The sequence below is a fragment of the Pseudomonas hormoni genome (assembly GCF_018502625.1).
In the GTDB taxonomy this organism is placed as follows: domain Bacteria; phylum Pseudomonadota; class Gammaproteobacteria; order Pseudomonadales; family Pseudomonadaceae; genus Aquipseudomonas; species Aquipseudomonas hormoni.
Window position 1 is genome coordinate 3,549,508 of record NZ_CP075566.1, and the last position, 23,372, is coordinate 3,572,879.

Genomic DNA, 23,372 nt, shown 5'->3' on the forward strand with positions numbered 1-23,372 from the left:
TGGTCAATAGCCTGAAACACGGCAGCGACTAGACTGTCAGTTGCACAGAGTGTGTGCCCGCAGCAGGGCAAAGAGGAGGCACCGATGAGCCTGACAATGACCATAGTAATGTTGATTTCTGGCTGGCTGGCCGTTGCCGCCTCCATGTTGTGGGGCGTCCTGCGGATTGCGCGCCGGCACCATCACCCTGCCCGGCCCATTCGGATAGCAAACACCGATAAACCGGCTCCGCGCCACGCTACTGCGCATTGACGGGCGCATTCAGCCACCCCGAACAAAAAAAGGCCGCCTGGGCTCTTTCGAGCGCAGGCGGCCTTTTGTATAACGCAGGTTACGCTTCAGCGGCTATGCGCTTCTGCTTCGCCCGACGGGACATCATGTTCAAGCCCTCGATCGTGGCCGAGAACGCCATGGCCGCGTAGACGTAGCCTTTCGGTACGTGGGCGCCGAAGCCTTCGGCGATCAGCGTCATGCCGATCATGATCAGGAAGCCCAGCGCCAGCATCACCACCGTCGGGTTGTCGTTGATGAACTTGGCCAACGGGTCGGCGGCCAGCAACATCACCAGCACCGACACCACCACCGCGATGATCATGATCGGCAAATGCTCGGTCATGCCGACAGCGGTAATGATGCTGTCGATGGAGAACACCATGTCCAGCATCAGGATCTGACCAATCGCAGCGGCGAAGCCCAGGGTCACGGTCGAGGTCGCCGACTTCGGATCATCCGGCGCCGGGTCCATGCTGTGATGGATCTCGGTGGTCGCCTTCCACAACAGGAACAGTCCGCCGGCGATCAGGATCATGTCCTTCCAGGAGAACGCGTGGCCGAGGATCTCGATCACAGGCTCAGTCAGCTGGACGATGAACGCGATGGTGCTCAACAGGGCCAGTCGCAGGATCAGCGCCATGCCAATACCAATGCGCCGCGCTTTCTGCCGATGCTGCTCGGGTAGTTTATTGGTCAGGATCGAGATGAAGATCAGGTTGTCGATGCCGAGCACGATTTCCATCACCACCAGCGTAGCCAGGGCGACCCAGGCGGTGGGGCTTGCAGCAAGTTCTAAAAGGTATTCCATGGGTCAGTCCTGACTCGTTTAAGACGGTTTAGATTTCCTGGGACGAAGATTCGGATTTCTCTTTGTCATCGCCCGATGGTTCTTTCTTGCTGATCAACCCGCCGGTGGCATCGCTGATCGCTTGCTCGGCAGCTTTGTGGGTATCGTCGATCGCTTGTTTGGCGGATTCGGCAGCCTTGCCCATCAGTTGCTGAGCGCTTTTTTCGGCCTGGTCGCAACCGGCCAATACCAGTAAAGACGCAATCAGCAGTGCCGTGGTTCTAAGCTTCATGATGCTTTCCTCGATAGAACAAAACGGGCCGAAACGATGGCCCGTTGATAGCGAGGCATTCTAGGGAGGCGAACACTTCAGGAAAATTCGTATTTTCAGCGGTTATACTTCGGTTTTAACGAACTGTAGGTCGCCATGCTCAACTATCGTCAACTGCATTATTTCTGGGTGGTGGCCAAGACCGGCAGCATCGTGCGCGCGTGCGAGCAGCTGAACCTGACGCCGCAGACCATCAGCGGGCAGATTTCCCTGCTCGAACAAACGTATGGCATCGAATTGTTTCGCCGGGTTGGCCGACAGTTGGAACTCACCGAAGCCGGGCGTCAGGCCCTGCCCTACGCCGAACAGATGTTTCAGCTCGGCGGTGAACTGGAGTTGATGTTGCGGGCGCAACCCAATGAGCAGCAGATCCTGTTTCGGGTCGGCGTGGCCGACGTTGTGCCCAAATCCATCGTCTATCGCCTGATTGCGCCGACCATGGAGTTGAGCGAGCCGCTGCGTATCACCTGTCGCGAAGACAAACTGGAGCGCTTGCTCGCCGACCTGGCGATTCAGCGCCTTGACCTGGTGATCTCCGACAGTCCGATGCCGTCGCACCTGGACATCAAGGGCTACAGCCAGAAACTCGGGGAATGCGGGATCAGCTTCTTCGCCACCGCTGAACTCGCGACGCAGTACGGTCAGGATTTCCCGCGCAGCCTGCACGGCGCACCGTTGCTGATTCCGGGGCCGGAAACCGTGGTGCGCAGTCGTTTGCAGCGCTGGTTTGCCGAGCAACAGATCCAGCCGCGCATCGTCGGCGAATTCGACGACAGCGCGTTGATGCAGGCGTTTGGTCAATCGGGCAGCGGGATTTTCATCGGCCCGAGCGTGATTGCCGATGAAGTGAAACGCCAATACGGCGTGGAGCTGATTGGCCAGACCGACGCCGTGACCGAGTCGTTCTACGCCATTTCGGTGGAACGCAAGGTCAAGCACCCCGGCATCGTTGCGATTACCGAAGGTGCCCGACGCGAGCTGTTCACCGCGATGTGAGGTGTCAGGCGCAGATTTCGCGGGGCTTGAAGGTCATCAGCGCCATGGCCAGCAGAATCGAAGCCAGGATAAAAGCAGCCGCCGCAAAGCCAAGCCCGCCGAGGCCAACGCTGTCGATCACGCGCCCGCCGATCATCGCACCCAGACCGATCCCGAGGTTGGCCCCGGCAATGTTCAGCGACGCGGCAAAGGCCGGCGCTTCAGGCGCTGCCTTCATCAATCGCACATGACTGACGAGGAACAACGCCGCCTGCGTCACGCCCCAGATCCCCATCGCCGCCGCCAGCCCCAGCGGCGAATGAATGTTCGGCACCAGCGCCACCATGCCGGCAATCATGAAGGCGCAGAACGTCACGGAAGCGATCAGCGGATGACGATCCACCGCGCGACCGCCCAGCGAGTTGCCGATCAAGCCCACCGCGCCGAAGCCCATCAGGCACCAGCCCACCACCGTGCCATTGAAGCCGGCCAGCCGCTCAAGGATGTCGGCCAGATAGGTGTAAGCGGTGAACATGCCGCTGAACACCAGGATCGACAGCAACACATGCCCAATCATCAGGGGACTGCGCAGAATTTTGAACTGTGAACGAAAACTCACTTGATGCTGATGCAGGCTGGTTTTTGGCAGGTAGATAAACAGCAGCAACGCCTTGGCAAACGCGATCACCGCCAGAATGCCAAAGGCACTGCGCCAACCGAATGCATCGGAAATCAGCGTGCCGACCGGAATGCCAAACACCGTGGCGCAGACGATGCCAAAACCGATCTTGGCGATGGCGCGCCCGGCGTAATCCGGCCCGACGATGTCCACCGCTGTCTCACTGGCCAGCGCCCAGAACACCGGCAGCCCGAGCGCGGGAATCAACCGCGCAACGGCCATCACCCAAATGTTCGGCGCAAACGCCGCGAGGGTGTTGGCCAGGCCGAACATGATCAATACCGAAATGAACAACTTGCGCCGTTCGAACCGGGCGAAGTACGCGGTCAGGAATGGCCCGAACGCGGCGACGGTGAAGGCGAACAGGGTCACCAGCAAACCCGCTTGCGGGATGCTGACTTCGAGGTCTCGAGCAATCGCCGGCAACAGGCCGACGATAACGAATTCTGTGGTCAGCACCGTGAAACCGGCGGCGGACAACAGAAGGATGGGCAACAGCATGCAGAACTCCAGAAAACGACGACACCAGCGATAGCCCGAAGGCCCACTGGCAGAGATGAAAATGAGGATGCGCAATGTTAACAGAGTGTTTCCAAATGGGGTTGCACGAACCTGCCAATCGCGTTTAACAGGCGGGTGGCAGATCGTCACAGGTCTGAAGGATGCAGACGACGCTGTGATAAAGTCCGCGCCCTGCGATTCGTACACCCTGTTCATCCGCCCTTCAATGGCCGCGATGTCGCAACACCCCCGCACCTAAAAAAATCAGAGATGCCGTTTTATGACCGCTTCATCCCCTTCGCTATTGCAACGCTTGAAACGCTTGAGCCTGGTTTCGCAAATCATCATCGGCCTGCTCGCCGGGATTGCCCTGGCGCTGGTTGCGCCCGAGGTGGCGAAGTCCACCGCGTTCATCGGCAAAGTGTTCGTCTCGGCGCTGAAAGCTGTCGCGCCGATTCTGGTGTTCGTGCTGGTCATGGCGTCGATCGCCAACCACAAGCACGGCCAGGAAACCCACATCCGGCCGATTCTGTTTCTGTACCTGCTTGGCACGTTTGCCGCCGCGGTGGTCGCGGTCGTGGCCAGCATGATGTTCCCGTCGAGTCTGGTGCTGTCCACTCACGACGTCGCGGTGACGGCGCCGGGCGGTATCGGTGAAGTGCTGCAAAGTCTGCTGCTGAGCGTGGTGGATAACCCGGTCAGCGCGCTGATGAATGCCAATTTCATCGGCATTCTGGCGTGGGCCATCGGCATGGGCGTTGCCATTCGCCATGCCGGTGACACCACGCGTGAAGTACTCGGTGATTTGTCTAACGGCGTGACCCTGATCGTGCGCCTGGTGATCCGTTTTGCGCCGCTGGGGATTTTCGGCCTGGTGGCTTCGACCCTTGCCACTTCCGGCTTCGGTGCCTTGATCGGCTACGCGCATCTGCTGGCGGTGTTGTTGGGCTGCATGCTGTTTGTGGCGCTGGTGATGAACCCGGTGATCGTGTTCTGGAAGCTGCGTCGCAACCCGTATCCGCTGGTGATCATGTGCTTGCGTGAAAGCGGCATCACGGCGTTCTTTACCCGCAGCTCGGCGGCGAACATTCCGGTCAATCTAGAGTTGAGCAAGCGTTTGGGGCTGCATGAGGACACTTATTCAGTCTCGATTCCGCTGGGTGCGACGATCAACATGGCGGGGGCTGCGATCACCATCACCGTGCTGACTCTGGCGGCTGTGCATACGCTGGGTATTGCGGTGGACATTCCAACCGCCATTCTGTTGAGCGTCGTTGCGGCGATCTGTGCTTGTGGCGCTTCGGGTGTGGCGGGCGGGTCGTTGTTGCTGATTCCATTGGCATGCAGCCTGTTTGGTATTCCGAGTGAGATCGCCATGCAGGTGGTGGCGGTCGGGTTCATCATCGGGGTGTTGCAGGATTCGGCGGAGACTGCGTTGAATTCTTCTACTGATGTGTTGTTTACGGCGGCGGCTTGTTTGGGTGAGGACGAGAAGGCTCAGCGTTTGGCGTGACACGCTGTTTGGGGTTGGTTTGTTTTGGGGGCATATCCGTTTCTGCGGTAACGGCGGCTATTGGTTCCGCTCTTACAGCGGGTTACTTGGAAAAACGGAACGCCGCCCGGCGCCAAGTAACCAAGCGCTTTTGCCCCTTTCGTTCGGTGCCTCGCTAAGGCTCGGGCCGTACGTCAGGGGCAAAGCCTTTTGGTTCCTTTTCGGCGTTTGGAAAAGGGACTCGCCGTAAGGGCGAAACCACTAGCCGCCGTTACCGCAGGAATGGATATGTACTCGGTCAACAAAATATAGGTCGGCTATCAGGCCGCCATCGCTGTCAAGCCAGCCCCCACAAGGGTCAGCGGCGTAAATGAAAAATGCTTACAGATGAAAAAGCCCCCGCAACCTGAGGCTGCGGGGGCTTTTTTGTACCCGGGCGGTTTAGAACGCGCCCATGTAATCGCGCTTGCCCACTTCCACGCCGTTGTGACGCAGCAGCGCGTAAGCGGTGGTGACGTGGAAGAAGAACTGCGGCAAACCGTAGCTCAGCAGGTAAGCCTGGCCGCTGAAGCGCTTCTCTTTCGGCGTGCCTGGACGAGTAACGATCTCGATGCCTTCCTTGCCGTTGATCTGCTCCGGCTTGATCTCGCCGATGTAAGCCAGAACCTTGGTCAGCAGCGCTTGCAGCTCGGCGAAGGTGGTTTCAGTGTCGTCGTACTTCGGCACTTCGATCTCGGCCAGACGCGAAGAAACACCCTTGGCGAAATCCACCGCGATCTGCACCTGACGCACCAGCGGGAACATGTCCGGGTACAGACGGGCCTGCAGGAAAGCGTTCGGATCGATGTTCTTCGCAGTGGCGTGGGCTTCGGCCTTGTTCAGAACGTCGCTCAGGGCGGTGAGCAATTGTTTGAAAACCGGAACGGAAGCGTCATACAGGGAAATGGTCATGGCAGTCTCGTGTGGTGACAGGTGTGAAACGTGGGGACGATTATAGCGATGCACGGTCCCAGGTGAAGCGATAGATATGGGCGGGCGGGCCAGGATGGCAATTGCCATTATCAGCGTCGGCACCGACGATCGACCACTGCGCCCGCGAGGTCTCGCCCAACTCGCGGGCGGCCTGAGGATTGAAACACTGGCCGAGCTGTTCATCCGGCACCAACGCGTACGCCTGCGGATGCTCGCGCAGCCACTGCGCCGCCTGTTCGACCGTGGAACCGGCCATTCCGAAATGCACGATCGGTTGCCTTGCGAACAACCAATGCCCCTCGCGCCAGTTGACCAACACCAGGTCAGCGCCCTGGGTCATTGTCGCCGCCTGCGCCATCAGCGCTTCATGAGGGTTGTCCCCATCCTTGACCGGCTCGATGAAACCGCGGGCAAACCACAGCGCAAACCAGGCCACGGCCACCCCCTGAAAGATTCGCCAGCCGAGCAGACGCCGACGGAACCAGCGCTTGAACAGCCACGGCATCAGCGGCGCGGCGACCAGCACCAGCCCCGGCAATGCCGGATAGATGTACAACTTGCGCTTGCCGCTGCTCAGGCAGAAAAAAAGCACGACCAGCACCACCCAACCCAGCAGCACCAGCACTCGACCGTCGCGCTTGCGCAACTGCCTGCGCCAGGCGGGAATCAGCCACGGCAAGGCGAGCACCAATGGCAGCCAATACTGCGGAATGACGTTGACAAAGAAATACCAGAATGGCTCGCGGTGATCCCAGGCTGCTGCATAGCGCCCCGCCGTCTGGCGCAGCAGGATTTCCCGCGCATAAGCGATTTCGTCAGCGCCGCCATTGAGCGCGATGGACAGGGCCAAGGGCAGCAGCCAGATGGCAACGGCGCCCAGTACCACCACAACACCCATCAACCACTTGCGCGCCTCGCCCGGCATCGCCACCACGCCGGGCCAGCCTTTGCGCACGGCATAGGCATACGGAATCAGCATCAACGCCGGCACGAAGCCGACCCCTTTGGTGATCACGCCGATGCCCATGGCGGCGCATCCGGCGTAAAACCAGCGCCAGGCAGGCCCGAGCAGCAGGTGACGGGTCAGGCCGTACAGGCCCAGCGATGTGAACAGAATCAGAAAACTGTCGATCTGGCCGGTCCGCAGAATGCTGTAGGTCTGATAGGTCGCCAGGTACAGCAGCGCCGCCGTTCGACCGGCTCGCCGGTTCCAGAGTCTGCGGCCCAGGTCGTAGAGCATCGCCGTAACCGAGGTGGCAGACAGCAGCCCCGGAATATAAAGGGCAATGGCGGGCATCCCGGTGATCCAGGTGAAAAACGCCACGGTCCACATGAATATCGGTGGTTTATCGCCGTAAATCTCCGCGGCGCGATGGGGAATCAGCCACGAACCGTTGTGCAGCATCTCCAGCGCCACGCCGAGGAAGCGCTCCTCGTCCACATTCTGCGGCTGGCGCAGACCGAGCCCCGCGCCGACCAGCAACAGAGCAAGCAACATCAGCCCCAGGCATTCGACGCCGGGTGACAGGGTTCGGCGCATGGGTCAGTCCTTCAAGGTTTTGCTGCGGGCAATCAATTGCAGGTTGCGCAAGTAAACGATGGAGCCGAACGCCTGGCCGGCGATGAACACCGGGTCCTGTCGGTAAATCGCGTACGCGAACAACAGCGCGCTGCCGATGATGCTCAGGTACCAGAAGCTCACCGGAATCACGCTGCGCTTTTTGTATTCGCTGTACAGCCACTGCAGGACAAAGCGGCCGGTAAAGGCGATCTGGCCACTGAAACCGACCACCAGCCACAGGGTTTCGCGGGACAGGTTCATCCTTCGATCTCCTGCGCATGAGTGTTCAGACGCGTGCGCCGGATCAGCCACCAGACACCGATCAGGTCGAGAACACCCACCAGCGCACGGTCAATGTTGCCGTATTTGGAAACCCCGGCCGTACGGGATCGGTGGTTGACCGGGTGGGTGATCATGCGGCCGTTGTGGCGCTGGATCAGCGCAGGAATGTAGCGGTGCATATGGTCGAAGTACGGCAAACGCAGAAACGCCGCGCGCTGAATCAGTTTCAGCCCGCAACCGGTGTCCGGCGTCTGGTCCTTGAGCATGCGGCGGCGTATCCCGTTGGCAAACCGCGAGGCCCAGCGCTTGCTCGCGGTGTCGCGGCGGTTGACCCGATGCCCGGCCACCAATTGCAGGTCGGCGGTGGCTGACTCACTGCGCACCAGCGCCAGCATGCCGGGGATGTCCGCAGGGTCGTTTTGACCGTCGCCATCGAGGGTGGCCAGCCATTGGCCCCGGGCGGCAAGTGCGGCGTGGTAGAGCGAAGTGCTCTGTCCCAGCGAACGCTCATGCCGCAGGATGCGCAACGTGCTCAGCCCGCTGTGCCGGGTGTTTCGCAATGCCTGCAAGGTGGCGTCAGTGCTGCCGTCGTCGACAACGATGACTTCGTACGCTTCATCCGCCAGTGCGATGCGGATTTCTTCCAGCAGCAAGGTGAGATTGCTCGCTTCGTTTTTTGCCGGAATCAGCACGGATACAAATAGGTCTTGGCTCATAGAGGCCCCTGTTCCCTGGATTTTTTATGATCGAGGGCCAACGTTTCAAATCTGATAAAAGTGGCGATACCACTTCACGAATTGCGCAACGCCGGCCTCGACCGACACTTGCGGACGAAAATCGACCCATTGCGCCAATGCCGACACGTCTGCCCAGGTCCTGAGCACATCGCCCGCCTGCATCGGCAGCAAATTGCGTTGGGCTTGCCGGTCCAGCGCCGACTCCAGACAATCGACGAAATCCAGCAGCGCCACCGGCACGCCCCGCCCGATATTGAAAATCCGGTTGACGCCCTCGCCCGCGCCCTCCGGCAATGGCGGACGAGGACGCAGACGTACGATGCTTTCGACGATGTCGTCGATGTAGGTGAAATCCCGCGACATCAGGCCCTGGTTGTAGAGGTCGATCGGTTTGTCGTTGAGGATCGCTTGGGTGAACTTGAACAGCGCCATGTCAGGGCGGCCCCAAGGTCCGTACACGGTAAAGAACCGCAAGCCGCTGGCCTTGATTCCATACAGATGGCAGTAGCTGTGGGCCATCAGCTCATTGGCACGCTTGCTCGCGGCGTACAGCGAAACCGGATGATCGACGGCATCTTCGACGCAGAACGGCATTTTGCTGTTGGTGCCGTACACCGAGCTGCTCGAGGCATAGATCAGATGCTCGGGGCGATGGTGTCGGCAGGCTTCCAGCACATTCAGAAACCCCGTCAGGTTCGATTGCGCGTACACGTCCGGGTTGTCCAGCGAGTAACGAACGCCGGCCTGGGCGGCCAGGTGGATAACTTCGGTAAAGCGGTGCTCCTTGAACAACGCAAGCAGGGCAGGCTTGTCGACGATATCCAGCGTCTGGAAATGAAAGCCCGGCAAGGCACGCAGCTCGTTGAGCCGGGCGTGTTTGAGTTCCACGCTGTAGTAGTCGTTGAGATTATCGATGCCGACCACTTCAAGACCTTGCTCACACAGGCGCTTGACCGTGTGAAACCCGATGAAACCGGCGGCGCCGGTGACCAGCACGGTCATGGCAGGTACGCGCCGATCAGCGCATTATTGCGGGTCGTTCCCAACGTCAGCGTCATGCCTTGCTCCAGGTTGCAGTCAGTAAGGCCAGTGACGTCGTCGATACGCTCTGACGCCGCGCCTGTCAGGTGCGGCCGTCATTTCGCGGCCCTGCATACGGTGCCCGCCAGAATGTAAAAATAGCGTTATGGATTGATGTCGCTTTTATGACCATTGCAGGGGTGGCGCGACGAATTCAGTTGCCATTGGCGCACGCCAATCTAAAGTGCATGCCAGCAGGAGAAGAATATGAACCGGGGTAAGGACGCAGCATCATGAGCACTGAGCAAGAAACGACCTTCGACGAACCGCGCCTGAACAGCACGGAAATCCGCATTCTCGGTTCGTTGATCGAGAAACAGGCCACCAGCCCGGAAACCTATCCGCTGACCCTCAACGCCCTGGTGATCGCCTGCAACCAGAAAACCAGCCGCGAACCGGTGATGAACCTCACCCAGGGCCAGGTCGGCCAGAGCCTGCGCGCCCTTGAAGGTCGCGGGTTTACCAAACTGGTGATGGGCAGCCGCGCCGACCGCTGGGAACACAAGGTCGACAAGGCCCTGGAGCTGGTGCCGGCGCAGGTGATTCTGACGGGACTGCTGTTTCTGCGCGGTCCGCAGACAGTCAACGAACTGCTGACCCGCAGCGGCCGCATGCATGAGTTCGAAGATGCCGAACAGGTCGTGCATCAACTTGAACGGTTGATTGCTCGCGGTCTGGCGTTGCTGATTCCCCGTCAGGCCGGGCAGCGGGAAGATCGCTACATGCATGCGCTGGGCGATCCGGCGGATATCGAAGTGATTCTCGCGGCACGGCAGAATCCGGTGGAGCGTGGCTCGGGTAGCGGCGTTTCCGTAGAGCGGATCGAAGAGCTCGAAGCACGCATTGCCGCGCTGGAAGAGCGACTGGCACGCCTAGAATAACCAGCAACGTAGAACCAACTGTGGGAGCGAGACCGGCTTGCCGGCGATAGCGGTGGATCAGTCGACATTGATGTTGAATGACGAACCGCTATCGCCGGCAAGCCGGTCTCGCTCCCACAGTTAGATGGGGGGTGTCAGTGCTTTACTCGCCGTCCCAGTAATCCACGCCGTCAGACGGCCGGGCAATGGCGACGAAGCCCGACGCATTACCCTCGGCATCGACCTTGAAGTCGTCCATCACCGCGTATTTTCCGGAATCCGGGTACTCGCATATTTCCGGCGATTGCTGGGTGCTGACCGCCAGGTAGCGCAGTTCATGGGTGCTGGTGTTGATGATCTGGTGCGCTGCTTCCGGACCGCCCGGCGGGCAGGCGATCACGTCACCCGCACGAATGGGAAAACGCTCGGCCCCGAGACGGATCTCCCCTTCCCCGGCCACCACGTAAAACATTTCCTCGTTGACCCGATGGCTGTGAAACGGACTGCCACGCATGCCCGGTTCCAGCACGTACAAGCGATAGCCAAGCTTTTGCGCACCCAGTTGCTGACCGACGCGAGCCATCCGCTGCTGATAGCGGCCAGCCGTTTCACCGGTCGGCGCCAGGGCTTGGGGCAGCGGTTCGAGTTCGACCTGATTGAGGTTGAGGATGGCGGGATGCATGGGGACCTCGGGGCACGGTTTTATGGGGTGGCAAGTCTTTGCTTGCTGGCGAGGAAGTATAGGCCCAGGTGCGAATTCATCTGGGAGACCGGGTCGCGCCCATCGCGAGCAGGCTCGCTCCCACATTTGACCGAGTTCTTCCAGAAGAATGCGATCAAATGTGGGAGCGGGCCTGCTCGCGATGGGGCCGGCACAGCCATCAAATAACTTGAGGAAAGTCAGCTCCGGGCAAACTCCACCGCTTTCTTGAACTGCTCCTCCGTCGGCCGCACACCGGTGTACAACACAAACTGCTCCAACGCCTGGATTGCAATCACCTCCAGCCCGGTGATCACTCGCTTGCCTTCAGCGCGACCGCGCACGATCAGCGGTGTTTCCGAGGGGATCGCCACCACATCGAAGACAGTCTCGGCAGCAACAATGACATTGGAGTCGAAGGCCAGCTGATCGGCCTCCGGCCCGCCAGTCATGCCGATCGGCGTCACGTTGATCAGCATCTGCGGACGCCGGGCGCCCAACTCGGCTTGCCATTCATAGCCCAGTGACTCCGCCAGGGCACGCCCGGCGCGCTCGTTACGGGCCACGATCAAACCCTTTTTGTACCCGCCATCGCGTAAGGCGCTCGCCACAGCCTTGGCCATGCCGCCGCTGCCGCGCAGGGCGAAGGTCGATTCCTTGGGCACCTGATGGGTTTCCAGCAATTGAGCGATGGCGATGTAATCGGTGTTGTAAGCCTTGAGGTGACCGTCGGTGTTGACGATGGTGTTGATCGATTGAATGGCGGCGGCGGACGCGTCCAGCTCATCGACCAGCGCAATGCACGCTTCCTTGAACGGCATCGATACGCCACAACCACGAATGCCCAGGGCGCGAATACCCGCGACGGCACCGGTCAGGTCCTGGCTGCGAAAGGCCTTGTAGTAGAAATTCAGCCCCAACTGTTCGTACAGATGATTGTGAAATCGCAGGCCAAAGTTTCCCGGGCGCCCCGACAGGGACATGCACAGCTGGGTGTCTTTGTTGGGGTTCATCTGCATGAAGAATCTCCTTCGGTAGCACTTTCAGATGGACGGGATTAGCCATTCCATCGAGATCTGATCGATCATATCGGCGTGCCTGCTCGTGGCAGCGCACGCGGGTAAGGAAGCCGGTACAGACCTTACACAAAATTTACCCAACGGCTGTGCTGATTTTCGAAAAAACGCTGTCTTAGAAGTATCCCCGCGACAATCCTTGGGTCTATTGCAGACGCAAGCGCCGGGTTGAAGAACCGAGGAATGATCATGATCCGTAAAATCCCCACAGTTGCCTTGCTGATCGGTGCTCTTGCTATCGCAGGGCAGGCAGAGGCTGGCGGCGGTCACGGTTGGCAAGGTCCAGCGGTATTTGGCGCGATCGTTGGCTCGGCCATTGTCGGTTCGGCCATCATCAACAGCAACCGGCCCGTTTATGTCCAGCAACAACCGGTTTACTACCAGCCGCAACCGGTGTACGTGCAGCAACCGCCACCGGTTTACTACGAGCCGGCGCCGGTCTACGTACAACAACCGGTCTATTACGCCCCGCCACCGGTCTACTACGGTCCGCCCCGTGGCTATTACGGCCCGCCACGCGGTTATTACGGCCATCCCCATGGTTACGGCCGCTGGTAACAGGCGCACAAGGCCCCGCTTTTATAGCGGGGCTTTTTTATGCCCGTTCGTCGGTGAAGGTCTGAAAAAATCTCGCCAAGGTCGCTATCGGGACAGTCCCGCCGGTTCAAGCGGGCAAGATTGAATCAAGCGCCCTTCCCCCGCGCCGGGGGAAACGGTCATGTTTATGTCATGTCAGGTCCGCAAGCTTGGATCTGTCCGCCAACAACAGGTTGATAACAACAAGGACGACCTCATGCCCACGCAAAACCCGCACCGCGATATCAGCTTGTGCACCTCCAGCAAGGTGTACAACGCCCTGACCGAACTCAAGCACCTGGAAGGCCATCGCAGCGCCAAGTTTCTTTCGCTGCTGGCCGAAAACCTGGTGCGCAAAGGCCTGCTCAACGAGCACGAAGTGGTCCATATGCTGGACCTGGTGGTCGACTGACCGACAGGCGGTCGTTTGGGGCCACTGGCGTCAATGACGACTATCGAAAGCGTTGATTTCTCGTTCAAGCGTCGGGTCCGTAAGGTAGCTCCATAGATTGATGGAGGTACTTATGTCCCAGGTTCAGATCATGTCCGTTATCGGCAGCGCCGTTCCCGCCCCGCTTAGAGAGCTAGGATTGCTCGCCTGTTGGTATCTGGTGCAGGACGGCGAACCGATCAGCGGCCCACTCCCCTCGCTTAACGCCGCCAAGGCACTGTCGCAGAGCCTCGACCCCGGTCGACTCAGCGCTTAAGGCAGCTGCACCCGCGGTTTGGTTTCGGTGAAAATCGCCCAGCTCGACATGAACAGCGCCGCGATCAGGGGCCCGATGACAAAGCCGTTGAGCCCGAAAATCGCCAGGCCGCCCAAGGTCGAGATGAGGATCAGATAGTCCGGCATCTTGGTGTCCTTGCCCACCAGGATCGGTCGCAGCACATTGTCCACCAGGCCGATCACGAACACGCCGAACAACCCCAGCACCACGCCCTGCCAGATTGCTCCGGTGAACAGGAAAAATGCCGCCACCGGCGCCCAGACAATCCCCGCGCCCACCGCTGGCAACAGCGACAGAAACGCCATCAACACCGCCCAGAGCAACGCGCTCGGGATGTCGAGAAACCAGAAAATCAAACCGCCCAATGCGCCCTGCGTGATGGCCACCAGCAGGTTGCCCTTCACCGTGGCGCGCACCACGCGGTTGAACTTGAGTTGCAAGCGGCGTTTCTGGTGTTCCTCCAGCGGCACGGCAGCGCGAACCTTGCGTGCAAGCTCTGCACCGTCGCGCAAAAAGAAGAACAGCAGGTAGAGCATGATGAAAAAACCCACCACGAAATCAAACGTACCCTGCCCGAAACTGAACACCTGCGTGGCGACAAACTCGTTGCCCGTCACCGCACTCTTGATGATTTTCTCCCGCAACCCGTCCAGCTCACCGACCCCGGCCCGATCGAGCAAGTGCTGAAAGTACGGCGGCAGGCTGTGTTTGAAATGCGTCACGTACCCCGCAATGTCCAGCTCGCCGCTTTCGATGCTTTTGTACAGCGTGGCCCCCTCTTGCACCAGCAGGATACTGAGGATGATCACCGGCAGAATGGCGATGACCAGGCAAATGCTCAGGGTGAGCAGCGATGTCACGTTACGTTGCCAGCCAAACTTCAGTTGCAGGCGACGCTGCAGCGGTGCGAAGAGAATGCCGAGGATCACCGCCCAGAACACCGCGCCGTAGAACGGCAGCAAAATCCAGATAAACGCGGCGGTGACCAGCCCAAGCAGAACCACCAGTGATTTGTTTTGTACCGTCTCTTCGTTCATGTCCGATCCATGTCAGTCCGCAGGGACGCAATGTCGCGTCCTGATGCTTAGTCCGCCACGGTCCGCGCGAGTGCCATCCGCTTGTTCATCAAGCATAGATCCAGATCAATGAAACCTGCGGCCAAGCCGATTACCCTCGCGGACTTTTGCGATCGACCCGCCCATGACCCTCGCCACGCCAGAACTGCTCGCCCCCGCCGGCACCCTGAAAAACATGCGTTATGCCTTCGCCTACGGCGCCGATGCGGTGTATGCCGGCCAGCCGCGCTACAGCCTGCGGGTGCGCAACAACGAATTCGATCACGCCAACCTGGCGCTTGGCATTCGCGAAGCCCAGGCCCAGGGCAAGCGTTTCTACGTGGTGGTGAACATCGCCCCGCACAACGCCAAGCTGAAAACCTTTCTCAAGGATCTGGAGCCGGTGATCGCCATGGCGCCGGATGCGCTGATCATGTCCGATCCCGGCCTGATCATGCTGGTGCGCCGGCACTTCCCGCAGATGCCGATTCACCTGTCGGTGCAGGCCAACACGGTCAACTGGGCGAGCGTCGAGTTCTGGCAACAACAAGGCTTGAGCCGGATCATCCTGTCGCGTGAACTGTCCCTGGAAGAAATCGCTGAAATCCGCCAGCAAGTGCCCGCCATGGAGCTGGAAGTGTTCGTTCACGGCGCGCTGTGCATGGCCTACTCCGGCCGCTGCCTGTTGTCGGGTTACATGAACAAACGCGATGCCAATCAGGGCAGTTGCACCAACGCCTGTCGCTGGAAGTACTCGGCGCAAGAGGCCACGGAAAACCAGCTCGGCGAGATCGTGCAGACCTTCCAGCCCGAACCGACCCTGGGGATTGGCGCACCGACCGATCAGGTGTTCCTGTTGCAGGAAGCCAATCGACCGGACGAACTGATGCCGGCGTTCGAGGACGAACACGGCACCTACATCATGAACGCCAAGGACCTGCGCGCCGTGCAGCATGTCGAGCGTCTGACGCAGATGGGCGTGCACTCATTGAAAATCGAAGGCCGGACCAAATCCCATTTCTATTGCGCCCGGACCACTCAGGTGTATCGCCGGGCAATCGACGATGCGGTGGCCGGTCGAGAGTTTGATCGCAGCCTGATGACCGATCTTGAATCCCTCGCCCAGCGCGGTTACACCGAGGGTTTTCTACGTCGGCATGTGCATGACGAATACCAGAACTATCAGAACGGCAGCTCGGTGTCGGAACGGCAGCAGTTTGTCGGTGAGCTGACCGGTGAGCGGCGTGAGCGTCTGGCGGAGGTCAAGGTGAAGAACCGCTTCGGCCTGGGCGATCACATGGAACTGATGACGCCCAAGGGCAACTTCCACTTCGATCTGCATCAGCTGCAGAACGTCAAAGGCCAGCCAATCGACGTGGCGCCGGGGGACGGGCACACGGTGTACCTGCCGATTCCGGATGCGGTGGATTTGCGGTTCGGGTTGTTGATGCGGGATGTGGGTATGAAGTAGCCCGGTAGACCAGATGAAACCTGTGGCGAGGGCGCTTGCTCCCGCTCGAGCGCGAAGCGCTCGCAGATGGGTGTTCACTGTTCAACCTGAAGAAACCTATGCTCTGGTTTTGGGGCGCTTCGCTCCCCAGCGGGAGCAAGCTCCCTCGCCACAAAGTCCCGTATTCCATAAAATCGTCTACGCGAACTCTTCGCGCAACATCGCCACAAACGCCTCTCGCGCCGGGTGCACCCCGGCGTTTTCATGCCAGTAAAACAGGTTGTCGATGGCGGTCAGCTCGGGGAATTCGTACCCCGCGCAACCGGCGCCCTTGGCGTACTGATCGAACACACCTTTAGGCACCAGCGCGACGCCCGCCCCCGCGCTGACGCAACCGACAATCGCGCCGTAACTGGCCAGGCTGACAATCGGCAGCGCCTGCCCCTGGCGCAACAACCAGTGTTCCAGCGCCGCGCGGTAGGGGCAGCCCTGTGGCCACATGAACACGGTTTTATCCTGCAAGTCGGCGATATCACGCACCGGGCCCAGGGACGTCGAGGCGATCAGCAGCAGCTCCTCGCGGTACATCGGCGTGCGCTTGAGGTGCGCGCGCTCGACATCCACCGCGACGATCGCGCCGTCGAGCCGGTGGCTGACGGTGTCATCCAACAATTGGCCCCAGGTACCGGTGGTCAGTTCCAGCGCCACCGCCGGGTAACGCTTGTGGAACTTGGCGAGCAATCGCGGCAAGCGCCCGGTGGCCGAGGATTCGATGGCGCCAATGCGCAGCGGGCCGGAGGGTTCGGCAGCGGGGTCGACCGCGCGCCGGGCCTCCGCCGTGAGCGCGAGAATCTTCGAGGCATAAGCCAGAAACGTCTGCCCCGACGGGCTGATGCGCAACCCTCGGCCTTCGCGCAGAAACAGCGCAACACCCAACTCCGCCTCCAGCGCCTTGATCCGTGCCGTGATGTTCGACGGCACGCAATGCAACAACTCGGCTGCACGGGCGATGCTGCCGACATCGGCAACGGTCTTGAACATGCGAATCTGCGCCAGCTCCATACATCACCCAAAGTGAACAGTTGACGCAGTATAAGTCAGTTGTGGCGAACGGTCCGAGTTCTGATACTCGGTGCATCTGTCCACAGGTGCCCGACCATGCAACCGCTCGCAACGCCCTCCCACTCTCCCGTCAAAATCATTCTGGCCACGGCGTTTGTCGTGGCCTGCTGGGGTTACTCCCCGACCGGCATTCACATCGGCTTGCAGGCCTATGACCCCGGACATCTGGCGCTGCTACGGTTCCTGGTGGCATCTGCGTTCATGGCGATGGTTGCGCTGGTCAAAGGCATCACCCTGCCCAACCTTCGCGATTTGCCGCTGCTGTTCGGCCTCGGTTTTTTTGCCGTGAGCCTGCATCACGTGGCGATCAATTTCGGCCAGCAAGGTGTCAGCGCCGGCGCGTCCAGTGTGCTGGCGCAAACAACGCCGCTGTTCAGCACGCTGCTGGCGCGTTTCGTGTTCAAGGACCGCGTGAGCACCTGGCGTTGGGGTTGTGTTTTTCTGGGGCTGATCGGCGTGGTGATCGTGGTCGCGGGCGATCGCGGAGTGGGCAGCATCGATGCCCACGGTTTGTTGATCCTGCTGGCGGCGGTGTCCTGGAGTTTTTACTTCGCGTTGCAGAAACACCACTCCGGGCGGTACGACGGACTGACGCTGGTTTGCTACACGGTGTGGTCGGGGACGGTGTTGTTGCTGGTGTACTTGCCGGGGTTGGTTGCGCAAGTGGTCAGCGCACCGATGCATGTGCAGTGGGCGGTGGTGGCGTTGGGCGTGTTTCCCAGTGCACTTGCTTACCTGGCCTGGGCGTTTGTGCTGGCTCACGTTGATTTGAGCCGGGCGACGATGACCCTGTATCTGGTGCCGCCGACGGCGATGGCGATGGCTTCGTTTGCGCTGGGGGAGCGGCCGACGGTGATGATTGTTGTGGGGGCGATGGTGGTGTTGGTCAGTGTGTTGGCGTTGAATCTGGAGCGGCGGTGGGTGGTGATTCGGGTGGCGGGTGTTTGATTGGGAGTTTGTGGTGATGCGTCTGGCGTCATCGCGAGCAGGCTCGCTCCCACAGGGGATCTTCAGTGTTCATGAGGTCAATGTGGGAGCGAGCCTGCTCGCGATGAACGATGACGCGGTCAACCTGCCCGCCACAAAAAACCCGGCACACTGGCCGGGTTCTGTTTAGCGCCTGTCATCGGACAGCGGCGTGGGCTCATCCGGCGGAGGCACGTCCTCCTCCGTGGCGGGGTCCATCCAGTCTTCAGGTCGATCAGGCTCTGCGCCGGCCGGGTCCCGCGCTTGGTCCATGCCGGGTGGAGCATCGTGATCCATTGAGTTAGCCATGACGCACCTCATTGATGAGGTCCAGCAAATCTGGGCCGTACTCGTTGGAAGCAGGCGCGCTAACGGCGTGCTATCGAACAGACAAATGGTTAATCGCGATCGGCGAGAAACCGGTCCCGGCTGTTGGTCAGGTGCAGCCACATGGCCGCCCGCGCCGCATCCGCGTCCTGGCGTTTGATGGCGTTGAGAATCGCCTCGTGCTCAAGGTTGGCGAGCTGCCCCAGCTTGCTCAAATCCGCCGCGCCACGCTCGACGGCGTTGACCCGGGTCCGGGGAATCATGGCGCTGCCCAGGTGCTGCATGATTTCGGTGAAGCAGACGTTGCCGGTGGCTTCCGCAATCAGCAGGTGAAAGCGCTTGTCAGCTTCGACGCAACTGTCGTTGTTGGCGAGCAGGCTTTGATAGTCATCAAGCGCTTCGCGCATTTGCGCCAGTTGCTGATCCGTGCGGCGCATGGCCGCCAACGCGGCGGCCTGGGTTTCGAGGCCCATGCGCAACTCCAGAATGCTGCGCACCCCCAGCGCCGTATCGACATTCAGTCGCAGCCCCTGCTCCGGCGCGCGCTCGATCACGAACGTGCCGATGCCGTGCCGGGTTTCCACCAATCCGGACGCCTGCAATTTCGAGATCGCCTCGCGCACTACGGTGCGACTGACGCCGTGTTCCTGAACAATCGTGTTCTCCGAGGGCAGCTTGTCCCCCGGCAACATCTGGCCGAGCAGGATGCTCTGGGTCAGTTTGGCGACCAGGTCGTGGGCCAGGTTGTGGGTGCGCTTGCGGGCAGGCGCGTCGAGATCTTCTTGCATGGCGGTCATCCGAGAGCAGAGCTGACGGAATCGTAGCACCGCGATCAAGTGAAATCCCCAAGAAACGCCTCTCTACTTGTATGACAACACTCAACAAACGCCACAAATACAGCGCACAAAGACTGATTCACAACCCGTCACCACCAAACAAATTTTAAGATAACGGCCATTTCACAAGACATTACCGCTTGCAGAACAAAAAAATGCAGTTGTATGATGTCTAGCAACAACGTAGCACCAGCAACACCCCGCATAAAAATAATCAGTGGGAGAAAACCAAGTGAATACATCCATCTCCGGGATGCACGACGGCGCCGATTCGGTCCTGAAGTCCGCCATCTCGAAAGTGAAACGCCACGTTCTGCCGCTGTTCGTCATCATGTTCATCGTCAACTACATCGACCGCGTGAACATCGGCTTCGTCCGCGCCCACATGGAACATGACCTGGGCATCGGCGCTGCCGCCTACGGCCTCGGTGCCGGTCTGTTCTTCATCGGTTACGCGCTGTTCGAAGTCCCCTCCAACATCCTCCTGCAAAAAGTCGGCGCGCGAATCTGGCTGACCCGCATCATGCTGACCTGGGGCCTGGTGGCCGCTTGCATGGCGTTCATCCAGAACGAAACCCACTTCTACATCCTGCGATTCCTGCTGGGCGTGGCTGAAGCCGGGTTCTTCCCGGGGGTGATTTACTACTTCACTCGCTGGTTGCCGGGGGTGGAACGCGGCAAGGCCATTGCGATTTTCCTCAGCGGTTCGGCCATTGCCTCACTGATCTCCGGCCCGTTGTCCGGGCTGCTCCTGCAAATCAGCGGTTTTGGCCTGCACGGCTGGCAATGGATGTACTTCATTGAAGGGATGTTCTCGGTCGGGCTGTGCGTATTCGTCTGGTTCTGGCTGGACTCCAAACCCCACGACGCCAAATGGCTGAGCCGCGAAGAACAGGACGCACTGGTCAAAGCCATCGACGACGAACAACTGGCCCGCGAAGCCGCGACGCCGATCAAACCGTCCCTGGGCAAGCTGCTCAAGGATCGCCAGATCATCCTGTTCTGCCTGATCTATTTCTTCATTCAGCTGACCATCTACGCCGCGACCTTCTGGCTGCCGAGCATCATCAAGAAGATGGGCGACCTCAGCGACATTCAGGTCGGGTTGTTCAACTCGATTCCGTGGCTGCTGTCGATCGTCGGCATGTACGCCTTCGCTTCGCTGTCGGCGAAATGGAAACACCAGCAAGCCTGGGTCGCCGTCGCCCTGCTGATCGCTGCGGCGGGGATGTTCATGTCCACCACCGGCGGGCCGATCTTTGCCTTCGTTGCGATCTGCTTCGCAGCACTGGGTTTCAAATCCGCTTCGTCACTGTTCTGGCCGATTCCCCAGGCATACCTCGACGCACGGATCGCCGCTGGCGTGATCGCGCTGATCAACTCTGTGGGCAACCTCGGCGGCTTCGTCGCGCCAACCACGTTCGGCCTGCTCGAAGAGCACACCGGTTCGATTCAGGGCGGACTGTATGGCCTGGCCGCCACGTCGATCATTGCCGCGATCATCGTCTTCGCCGCCCGTAATACCCCGAAAACAGCACCGGCCGTTGCGCTGGGCAAACCAACGCCTGAACACGCCTGAACACCGGTCTACAAGGATAAGAATATGAACGCACAAGACACCGCAAGAGCCCCGATCATCACCAGCATGCAGGTCGTTCCGGTGGCCGGCCACGACGGCATGCTGCTCAATCTGAGCGGCGCCCACGGTCCGTTTTTCACCCGCAACATCGTGATCCTCAAGGACAACGCCGGCCACACTGGCGTCGGCGAAGTGCCTGGCGGCGAGCGTATTCGCCAGACGCTGGAAGATGCGCGCAGTCTGGTGGTCGGCAGCCCGATTGGCACGTATCAGAAAATTCTCAACCAGGTGCGCCAGACCTTCGCCGACCGCGATGCCGGCGGCCGCGGTTTGCAGACGTTCGACCTGCGCATCACCATCCATGCCGTCACCGGCCTGGAAGCGGCGTTGCTCGACTTGCTCGGTCAGCATCTGGACGTGCCGGTCGCCGCCCTGCTCGGCGAAGGCCAGCAGCGCGACGAAGTGAAGATGCTCGGTTATCTGTTTTATGTCGGTGATCGTAACCAGACTGACCTGGCCTATCGCAGCGAACCAGACGCCGACAACGACTGGTTCCGCGTGCGTCACGAGAAGGCCATGTGCGCCGACGCCGTGGTGCGTCTGGCGGAAGCCGCCCACGCCCGTTACGGCTTCAAGGATTTCAAACTCAAGGGCGGCGTGCTCAGTGGTGATGAAGAAATCGAAGCGGTCACCGCGCTGGCCGAGCGCTTCCCTGATGCGCGCATCACCCTCGATCCGAATGGCGCGTGGTCGCTGAAAGAAGCGATTCGTTTGTGCCGCGATCAGCATCATGTTCTCGCCTACGCCGAAGACCCGTGCGGCGCGGAAAACGGTTACTCGGGCCGCGAAGTCATGGCTGAATTCCGCCGCGCCACGGGCCTGAAAACCGCGACCAACATGATCGCCACCGACTGGAGGGAAATGGGCCACGCGATCCAGCTGCAATCAGTGGACATTCCGCTGGCCGACCCGCACTTCTGGACCATGCAGGGTTCGGTGCGCGTGGCGCAGATGTGCCACGAATGGGGCCTGACCTGGGGCTCGCACTCCAACAACCACTTCGATATTTCCCTGGCGATGTTCACCCATGTCGCGGCCGCCGCACCGGGCGACATCACCGCGATCGACACCCACTGGATCTGGCAGGACGGCCAGCGCCTGACCAAAGCCCCGCTGCAAATCGTCGACGGTTGCGTGCAAGTGCCGAAGAAACCGGGGCTAGGGATTGAGCTGGACATGGACCAGTTGGCCAAGGCTCATGAGCTGTACAAAGGCATGGGGCTGGGTGCACGGGACGACAGCGTGGCGATGCAGTTTCTGATTCCGGGGTGGAAATTTGATAACAAGCGGCCGTGCCTGGTGCGCTAACAATTAAATGAACGCCGCAAATCCCTGTAGGAGCAGAGCTTGCTCGCGAAGTCGGTCTCTCAGTCACGTTGATGCAAGATCTGCCGCCGCCTTCGCGAGCAAGCTCGGCTCCTACAGGTTAAGCGGTGTTCAATCGTTCAGTTGCGCCGTTTGCAGCAACCACCCCTTGAACGCCGCCATCGCCGACGTTTCGGCACGCGACTGCAAGCGGGTCAGCCAATAGCTGCCAGTAGTGATGCCGATGGCGAACGGTTGCTCGATGGCACCCGCCGCCAGTTGTCGGGCGAACATCAGTGGTGGCGCCAATGCCACGCCCATTCCTTGCAGCGCCGCCTCCATCATCGCCAGCGAGGAATCGAAGACGATGCTCCGGGGCGGAGCGGCATGGGCAGGAAGGCCGGTGGCCTGAAACCATTCGGGCCACTCATCCGTGCGGTAGGAACGCAGCAGCGTTTGCTGCAACAGATCGTCCGGCGTGCGCAGTCGCCGGGCAATCTCGGGAACGCACAACACCGACAACGGCGCCTCGATCAAGCGCACCGCTTCAATCCCGTGCCACGCACCCGCCCCAAAGCGAATCGCGTAATCCAGCCCTTCAGCCGCCACGTCCACCCGATTGTTGTGGGTCGACAGGCGCAAATCTATGAACGGATGTTTCGTCTGGAAGTCGGCCAATCGCGGCAACAACCAGCCCACCGCAAACGTTCCCACCGCGCCCACCGACAGCACTTCGCGAAAATGCCCGCCCTCGAAACGCTCGAGGGTTTCGGCGATGCGGTCAAAGGACTCGCGCAGCACCGGCAACAACGTCTCCCCTTCACTGGTCAGCATCAAGCCGCGGGGCAAGCGTTTGAACAGCGTGACGTTGAGCTGGGCTTCCAGGCTTTTGACCTGATGACTCACCGCCGCCTGTGTAACGCACAACTCTACCGCCGCCCGTGTGAAACTCAGGTGGCGTGCAGAAGCCTCGAAGGCGCGCAGTGCGTTCAGCGGTAATTGCGGGCGGATCATGCCAACTCCCAAATTTTTCTAATGGCTCATCCGAAATAACGTCGTTTG

At 60.3% G+C, this 23,372-nt stretch carries 25 protein-coding genes; 10 read left to right on the forward strand and 15 right to left on the reverse strand.

The window, feature by feature from the left end:
- Positions 1-331 precede the first annotated feature (331 nt).
- Both KJF94_RS16585 and KJF94_RS16590 read right to left on the reverse strand, forming a co-directional pair.
- Positions 332-1,081, reverse strand: coding sequence for a TerC family protein (locus tag KJF94_RS16585; RefSeq protein WP_017337577.1), 750 nt, complete (start codon positions 1,079-1,081; stop codon positions 332-334).
- A 28-nt stretch (positions 1,082-1,109) separates the two neighbouring features.
- Positions 1,110-1,352, reverse strand: coding sequence for a hypothetical protein (locus KJF94_RS16590; protein WP_214377375.1), 243 nt, complete (start codon positions 1,350-1,352; stop codon positions 1,110-1,112).
- 135 nt (positions 1,353-1,487) lie between these two features.
- On the opposite strand from KJF94_RS16590, the gene nhaR reads away from it, so the two are divergent.
- On the forward strand, positions 1,488-2,387 hold the full coding sequence (gene nhaR, locus KJF94_RS16595; RefSeq protein ID WP_214377376.1) for a transcriptional activator NhaR: 900 nt from the start codon (positions 1,488-1,490) through the stop codon (positions 2,385-2,387).
- Between the two features lie 4 nt (positions 2,388-2,391).
- Here the strand turns inward: nhaR and KJF94_RS16600 are convergent, their stop codons facing one another.
- A complete protein-coding gene (locus tag KJF94_RS16600) occupies positions 2,392-3,546 on the reverse strand; it encodes an MFS transporter (RefSeq protein WP_214377377.1) in 1,155 nt (384 codons plus the stop codon).
- 280 nt (positions 3,547-3,826) lie between these two features.
- Here KJF94_RS16600 and sstT point away from each other — a divergent pair, with 280 nt between their 5' ends.
- Entirely contained in the window at positions 3,827-5,059 is a 1,233-nt protein-coding gene (gene sstT, locus KJF94_RS16605; RefSeq protein ID WP_214377378.1) for a serine/threonine transporter SstT, read from the forward strand.
- A 420-nt stretch (positions 5,060-5,479) separates the two neighbouring features.
- Here sstT and KJF94_RS16610 read toward each other — a convergent pair whose 3' ends face one another.
- The 5 genes from KJF94_RS16610 to KJF94_RS16630 are packed head-to-tail and all read right to left on the reverse strand — an operon-like array spanning position 5,480 to position 9,592.
- The gene (locus tag KJF94_RS16610; protein WP_214377379.1) at positions 5,480-5,989 is read right to left on the reverse strand and encodes a DUF1993 domain-containing protein; all 510 of its coding nucleotides are present in this window, start codon (positions 5,987-5,989) and stop codon (positions 5,480-5,482) included.
- 40 nt (positions 5,990-6,029) lie between these two features.
- Complete coding sequence (locus KJF94_RS16615) at positions 6,030-7,550, reverse strand: ArnT family glycosyltransferase (protein WP_214377380.1); 1,521 nt, start codon at positions 7,548-7,550, stop codon at positions 6,030-6,032.
- A 3-nt stretch (positions 7,551-7,553) separates the two neighbouring features.
- A complete protein-coding gene (locus tag KJF94_RS16620; protein WP_192419887.1) occupies positions 7,554-7,832 on the reverse strand; it encodes a lipid-A-disaccharide synthase N-terminal domain-containing protein in 279 nt (92 codons plus the stop codon).
- Positions 7,829-8,569 (reverse strand): glycosyltransferase family 2 protein, encoded by a 741-nt coding sequence (locus tag KJF94_RS16625; RefSeq protein ID WP_214377381.1) that lies wholly within the window; start codon positions 8,567-8,569, stop codon positions 7,829-7,831. Before KJF94_RS16625 ends, KJF94_RS16620 begins: the two co-directional genes overlap by 4 nt.
- 45 nt (positions 8,570-8,614) lie before the next feature.
- On the reverse strand, positions 8,615-9,592 hold the full coding sequence (locus KJF94_RS16630) for an NAD-dependent epimerase (RefSeq protein ID WP_214377382.1): 978 nt from the start codon (positions 9,590-9,592) through the stop codon (positions 8,615-8,617).
- Positions 9,593-9,903: 311 nt separating this feature from the next.
- Here KJF94_RS16630 and KJF94_RS16635 point away from each other — a divergent pair, with 311 nt between their 5' ends.
- Positions 9,904-10,551 carry a YceH family protein gene (locus tag KJF94_RS16635; protein ID WP_214377383.1) on the forward strand — a complete coding sequence of 216 codons (648 nt, stop codon included), beginning with the start codon at positions 9,904-9,906 and terminating at the stop codon, positions 10,549-10,551.
- Between the two features lie 142 nt (positions 10,552-10,693).
- On the opposite strand, the gene KJF94_RS16640 is transcribed toward KJF94_RS16635, so the two are convergent.
- Positions 10,694-11,212 (reverse strand): cupin domain-containing protein, encoded by a 519-nt coding sequence (locus tag KJF94_RS16640; RefSeq protein WP_214377384.1) that lies wholly within the window; start codon positions 11,210-11,212, stop codon positions 10,694-10,696.
- A 218-nt stretch (positions 11,213-11,430) separates the two neighbouring features.
- Entirely contained in the window at positions 11,431-12,249 is an 819-nt protein-coding gene (locus KJF94_RS16645; protein WP_214377385.1) for a shikimate 5-dehydrogenase, read from the reverse strand.
- A gap of 246 nt (positions 12,250-12,495) precedes the next feature.
- Between KJF94_RS16645 and KJF94_RS16650 the strand changes: the two genes are divergently transcribed.
- The 3 genes from KJF94_RS16650 to KJF94_RS16660 all read left to right on the forward strand — a co-directional run bounded on the left by KJF94_RS16650 (position 12,496) and on the right by KJF94_RS16660 (position 13,589).
- A complete protein-coding gene (locus tag KJF94_RS16650; protein ID WP_214377386.1) occupies positions 12,496-12,864 on the forward strand; it encodes a hypothetical protein in 369 nt (122 codons plus the stop codon).
- 235 nt (positions 12,865-13,099) lie between these two features.
- A complete protein-coding gene (locus tag KJF94_RS16655; protein WP_084319749.1) occupies positions 13,100-13,294 on the forward strand; it encodes a hypothetical protein in 195 nt (64 codons plus the stop codon).
- Between the two features lie 112 nt (positions 13,295-13,406).
- Entirely contained in the window at positions 13,407-13,589 is a 183-nt protein-coding gene (locus KJF94_RS16660; RefSeq protein WP_214377387.1) for a hypothetical protein, read from the forward strand.
- Here KJF94_RS16660 and KJF94_RS16665 read toward each other — a convergent pair.
- Positions 13,586-14,647, reverse strand: a complete 1,062-nt coding sequence (locus KJF94_RS16665) for an AI-2E family transporter (protein ID WP_214377388.1) — start codon at positions 14,645-14,647, stop codon at positions 13,586-13,588. The two genes, KJF94_RS16660 and KJF94_RS16665, sit on opposite strands and share 4 nt — an antisense overlap.
- A gap of 163 nt (positions 14,648-14,810) precedes the next feature.
- On the opposite strand from KJF94_RS16665, the gene trhP reads away from it, so the two are divergent.
- Positions 14,811-16,136, forward strand: a complete 1,326-nt coding sequence (gene trhP, locus KJF94_RS16670; RefSeq protein ID WP_214377389.1) for a prephenate-dependent tRNA uridine(34) hydroxylase TrhP — start codon at positions 14,811-14,813, stop codon at positions 16,134-16,136.
- A 177-nt stretch (positions 16,137-16,313) separates the two neighbouring features.
- On the opposite strand, the gene KJF94_RS16675 is transcribed toward trhP, so the two are convergent.
- Positions 16,314-17,177 carry a LysR substrate-binding domain-containing protein gene (locus KJF94_RS16675; RefSeq protein ID WP_214377390.1) on the reverse strand — a complete coding sequence of 288 codons (864 nt, stop codon included), beginning with the start codon at positions 17,175-17,177 and terminating at the stop codon, positions 16,314-16,316.
- A gap of 96 nt (positions 17,178-17,273) precedes the next feature.
- Here KJF94_RS16675 and KJF94_RS16680 point away from each other — a divergent pair, with 96 nt between their 5' ends.
- Entirely contained in the window at positions 17,274-18,185 is a 912-nt protein-coding gene (locus KJF94_RS16680; protein WP_214377391.1) for a DMT family transporter, read from the forward strand.
- A 165-nt stretch (positions 18,186-18,350) separates the two neighbouring features.
- On the opposite strand, the gene KJF94_RS16685 is transcribed toward KJF94_RS16680, so the two are convergent.
- Together KJF94_RS16685 and KJF94_RS16690 are read right to left on the reverse strand one after the other, a co-directional pair.
- A complete protein-coding gene (locus KJF94_RS16685; protein WP_214384984.1) occupies positions 18,351-18,512 on the reverse strand; it encodes a hypothetical protein in 162 nt (53 codons plus the stop codon).
- 89 nt (positions 18,513-18,601) lie between these two features.
- Positions 18,602-19,318 (reverse strand): FadR/GntR family transcriptional regulator, encoded by a 717-nt coding sequence (locus tag KJF94_RS16690; RefSeq protein ID WP_214377392.1) that lies wholly within the window; start codon positions 19,316-19,318, stop codon positions 18,602-18,604.
- A gap of 280 nt (positions 19,319-19,598) precedes the next feature.
- Here KJF94_RS16690 and KJF94_RS16695 point away from each other — a divergent pair, with 280 nt between their 5' ends.
- On the forward strand, positions 19,599-20,945 hold the full coding sequence (locus KJF94_RS16695) for an MFS transporter (RefSeq protein WP_214377393.1): 1,347 nt from the start codon (positions 19,599-19,601) through the stop codon (positions 20,943-20,945).
- Between the two features lie 24 nt (positions 20,946-20,969).
- Positions 20,970-22,313 carry a glucarate dehydratase gene (gene gudD, locus KJF94_RS16700; protein WP_214377394.1) on the forward strand — a complete coding sequence of 448 codons (1,344 nt, stop codon included), beginning with the start codon at positions 20,970-20,972 and terminating at the stop codon, positions 22,311-22,313.
- Between the two features lie 129 nt (positions 22,314-22,442).
- On the opposite strand, the gene KJF94_RS16705 is transcribed toward gudD, so the two are convergent.
- Entirely contained in the window at positions 22,443-23,324 is an 882-nt protein-coding gene (locus tag KJF94_RS16705) for a LysR family transcriptional regulator (RefSeq protein WP_214377395.1), read from the reverse strand.
- Positions 23,325-23,372: the final 48 nt, after the last annotated feature.

Excerpts from the sequence above, each read along its gene's own strand:
- KJF94_RS16585 (WP_017337577.1), bottom strand. The coding sequence starts at position 1,081 with ATGGAATACCTTTTAGAACTTGCTGCAAGCCCCACCGCCTGGGTCGCC.
- KJF94_RS16590 (WP_214377375.1), bottom strand. The coding sequence starts at position 1,352 with ATGAAGCTTAGAACCACGGCACTGCTGATTGCGTCTTTACTGGTATTG.
- nhaR (WP_214377376.1), top strand. The coding sequence starts at position 1,488 with ATGCTCAACTATCGTCAACTGCATTATTTCTGGGTGGTGGCCAAGACC.
- KJF94_RS16600 (WP_214377377.1), bottom strand. The coding sequence starts at position 3,546 with ATGCTGTTGCCCATCCTTCTGTTGTCCGCCGCCGGTTTCACGGTGCTG.
- sstT (WP_214377378.1), top strand. The coding sequence starts at position 3,827 with ATGACCGCTTCATCCCCTTCGCTATTGCAACGCTTGAAACGCTTGAGC.
- KJF94_RS16610 (WP_214377379.1), bottom strand. The coding sequence starts at position 5,989 with ATGACCATTTCCCTGTATGACGCTTCCGTTCCGGTTTTCAAACAATTG.
- KJF94_RS16615 (WP_214377380.1), bottom strand. The coding sequence starts at position 7,550 with ATGCGCCGAACCCTGTCACCCGGCGTCGAATGCCTGGGGCTGATGTTG.
- KJF94_RS16620 (WP_192419887.1), bottom strand. The coding sequence starts at position 7,832 with ATGAACCTGTCCCGCGAAACCCTGTGGCTGGTGGTCGGTTTCAGTGGC.
- KJF94_RS16625 (WP_214377381.1), bottom strand. The coding sequence starts at position 8,569 with ATGAGCCAAGACCTATTTGTATCCGTGCTGATTCCGGCAAAAAACGAA.
- KJF94_RS16630 (WP_214377382.1), bottom strand. The coding sequence starts at position 9,592 with ATGACCGTGCTGGTCACCGGCGCCGCCGGTTTCATCGGGTTTCACACG.
- KJF94_RS16635 (WP_214377383.1), top strand. The coding sequence starts at position 9,904 with ATGAGCACTGAGCAAGAAACGACCTTCGACGAACCGCGCCTGAACAGC.
- KJF94_RS16640 (WP_214377384.1), bottom strand. The coding sequence starts at position 11,212 with ATGCATCCCGCCATCCTCAACCTCAATCAGGTCGAACTCGAACCGCTG.
- KJF94_RS16645 (WP_214377385.1), bottom strand. The coding sequence starts at position 12,249 with ATGCAGATGAACCCCAACAAAGACACCCAGCTGTGCATGTCCCTGTCG.
- KJF94_RS16650 (WP_214377386.1), top strand. The coding sequence starts at position 12,496 with ATGATCCGTAAAATCCCCACAGTTGCCTTGCTGATCGGTGCTCTTGCT.
- KJF94_RS16655 (WP_084319749.1), top strand. The coding sequence starts at position 13,100 with ATGCCCACGCAAAACCCGCACCGCGATATCAGCTTGTGCACCTCCAGC.
- KJF94_RS16660 (WP_214377387.1), top strand. The coding sequence starts at position 13,407 with ATGTCCCAGGTTCAGATCATGTCCGTTATCGGCAGCGCCGTTCCCGCC.
- KJF94_RS16665 (WP_214377388.1), bottom strand. The coding sequence starts at position 14,647 with ATGAACGAAGAGACGGTACAAAACAAATCACTGGTGGTTCTGCTTGGG.
- trhP (WP_214377389.1), top strand. The coding sequence starts at position 14,811 with ATGACCCTCGCCACGCCAGAACTGCTCGCCCCCGCCGGCACCCTGAAA.
- KJF94_RS16675 (WP_214377390.1), bottom strand. The coding sequence starts at position 17,177 with ATGGAGCTGGCGCAGATTCGCATGTTCAAGACCGTTGCCGATGTCGGC.
- KJF94_RS16680 (WP_214377391.1), top strand. The coding sequence starts at position 17,274 with ATGCAACCGCTCGCAACGCCCTCCCACTCTCCCGTCAAAATCATTCTG.
- KJF94_RS16685 (WP_214384984.1), bottom strand. The coding sequence starts at position 18,512 with ATGGCTAACTCAATGGATCACGATGCTCCACCCGGCATGGACCAAGCG.
- KJF94_RS16690 (WP_214377392.1), bottom strand. The coding sequence starts at position 19,318 with ATGCAAGAAGATCTCGACGCGCCTGCCCGCAAGCGCACCCACAACCTG.
- gudD (WP_214377394.1), top strand. The coding sequence starts at position 20,970 with ATGAACGCACAAGACACCGCAAGAGCCCCGATCATCACCAGCATGCAG.
- KJF94_RS16705 (WP_214377395.1), bottom strand. The coding sequence starts at position 23,324 with ATGATCCGCCCGCAATTACCGCTGAACGCACTGCGCGCCTTCGAGGCT.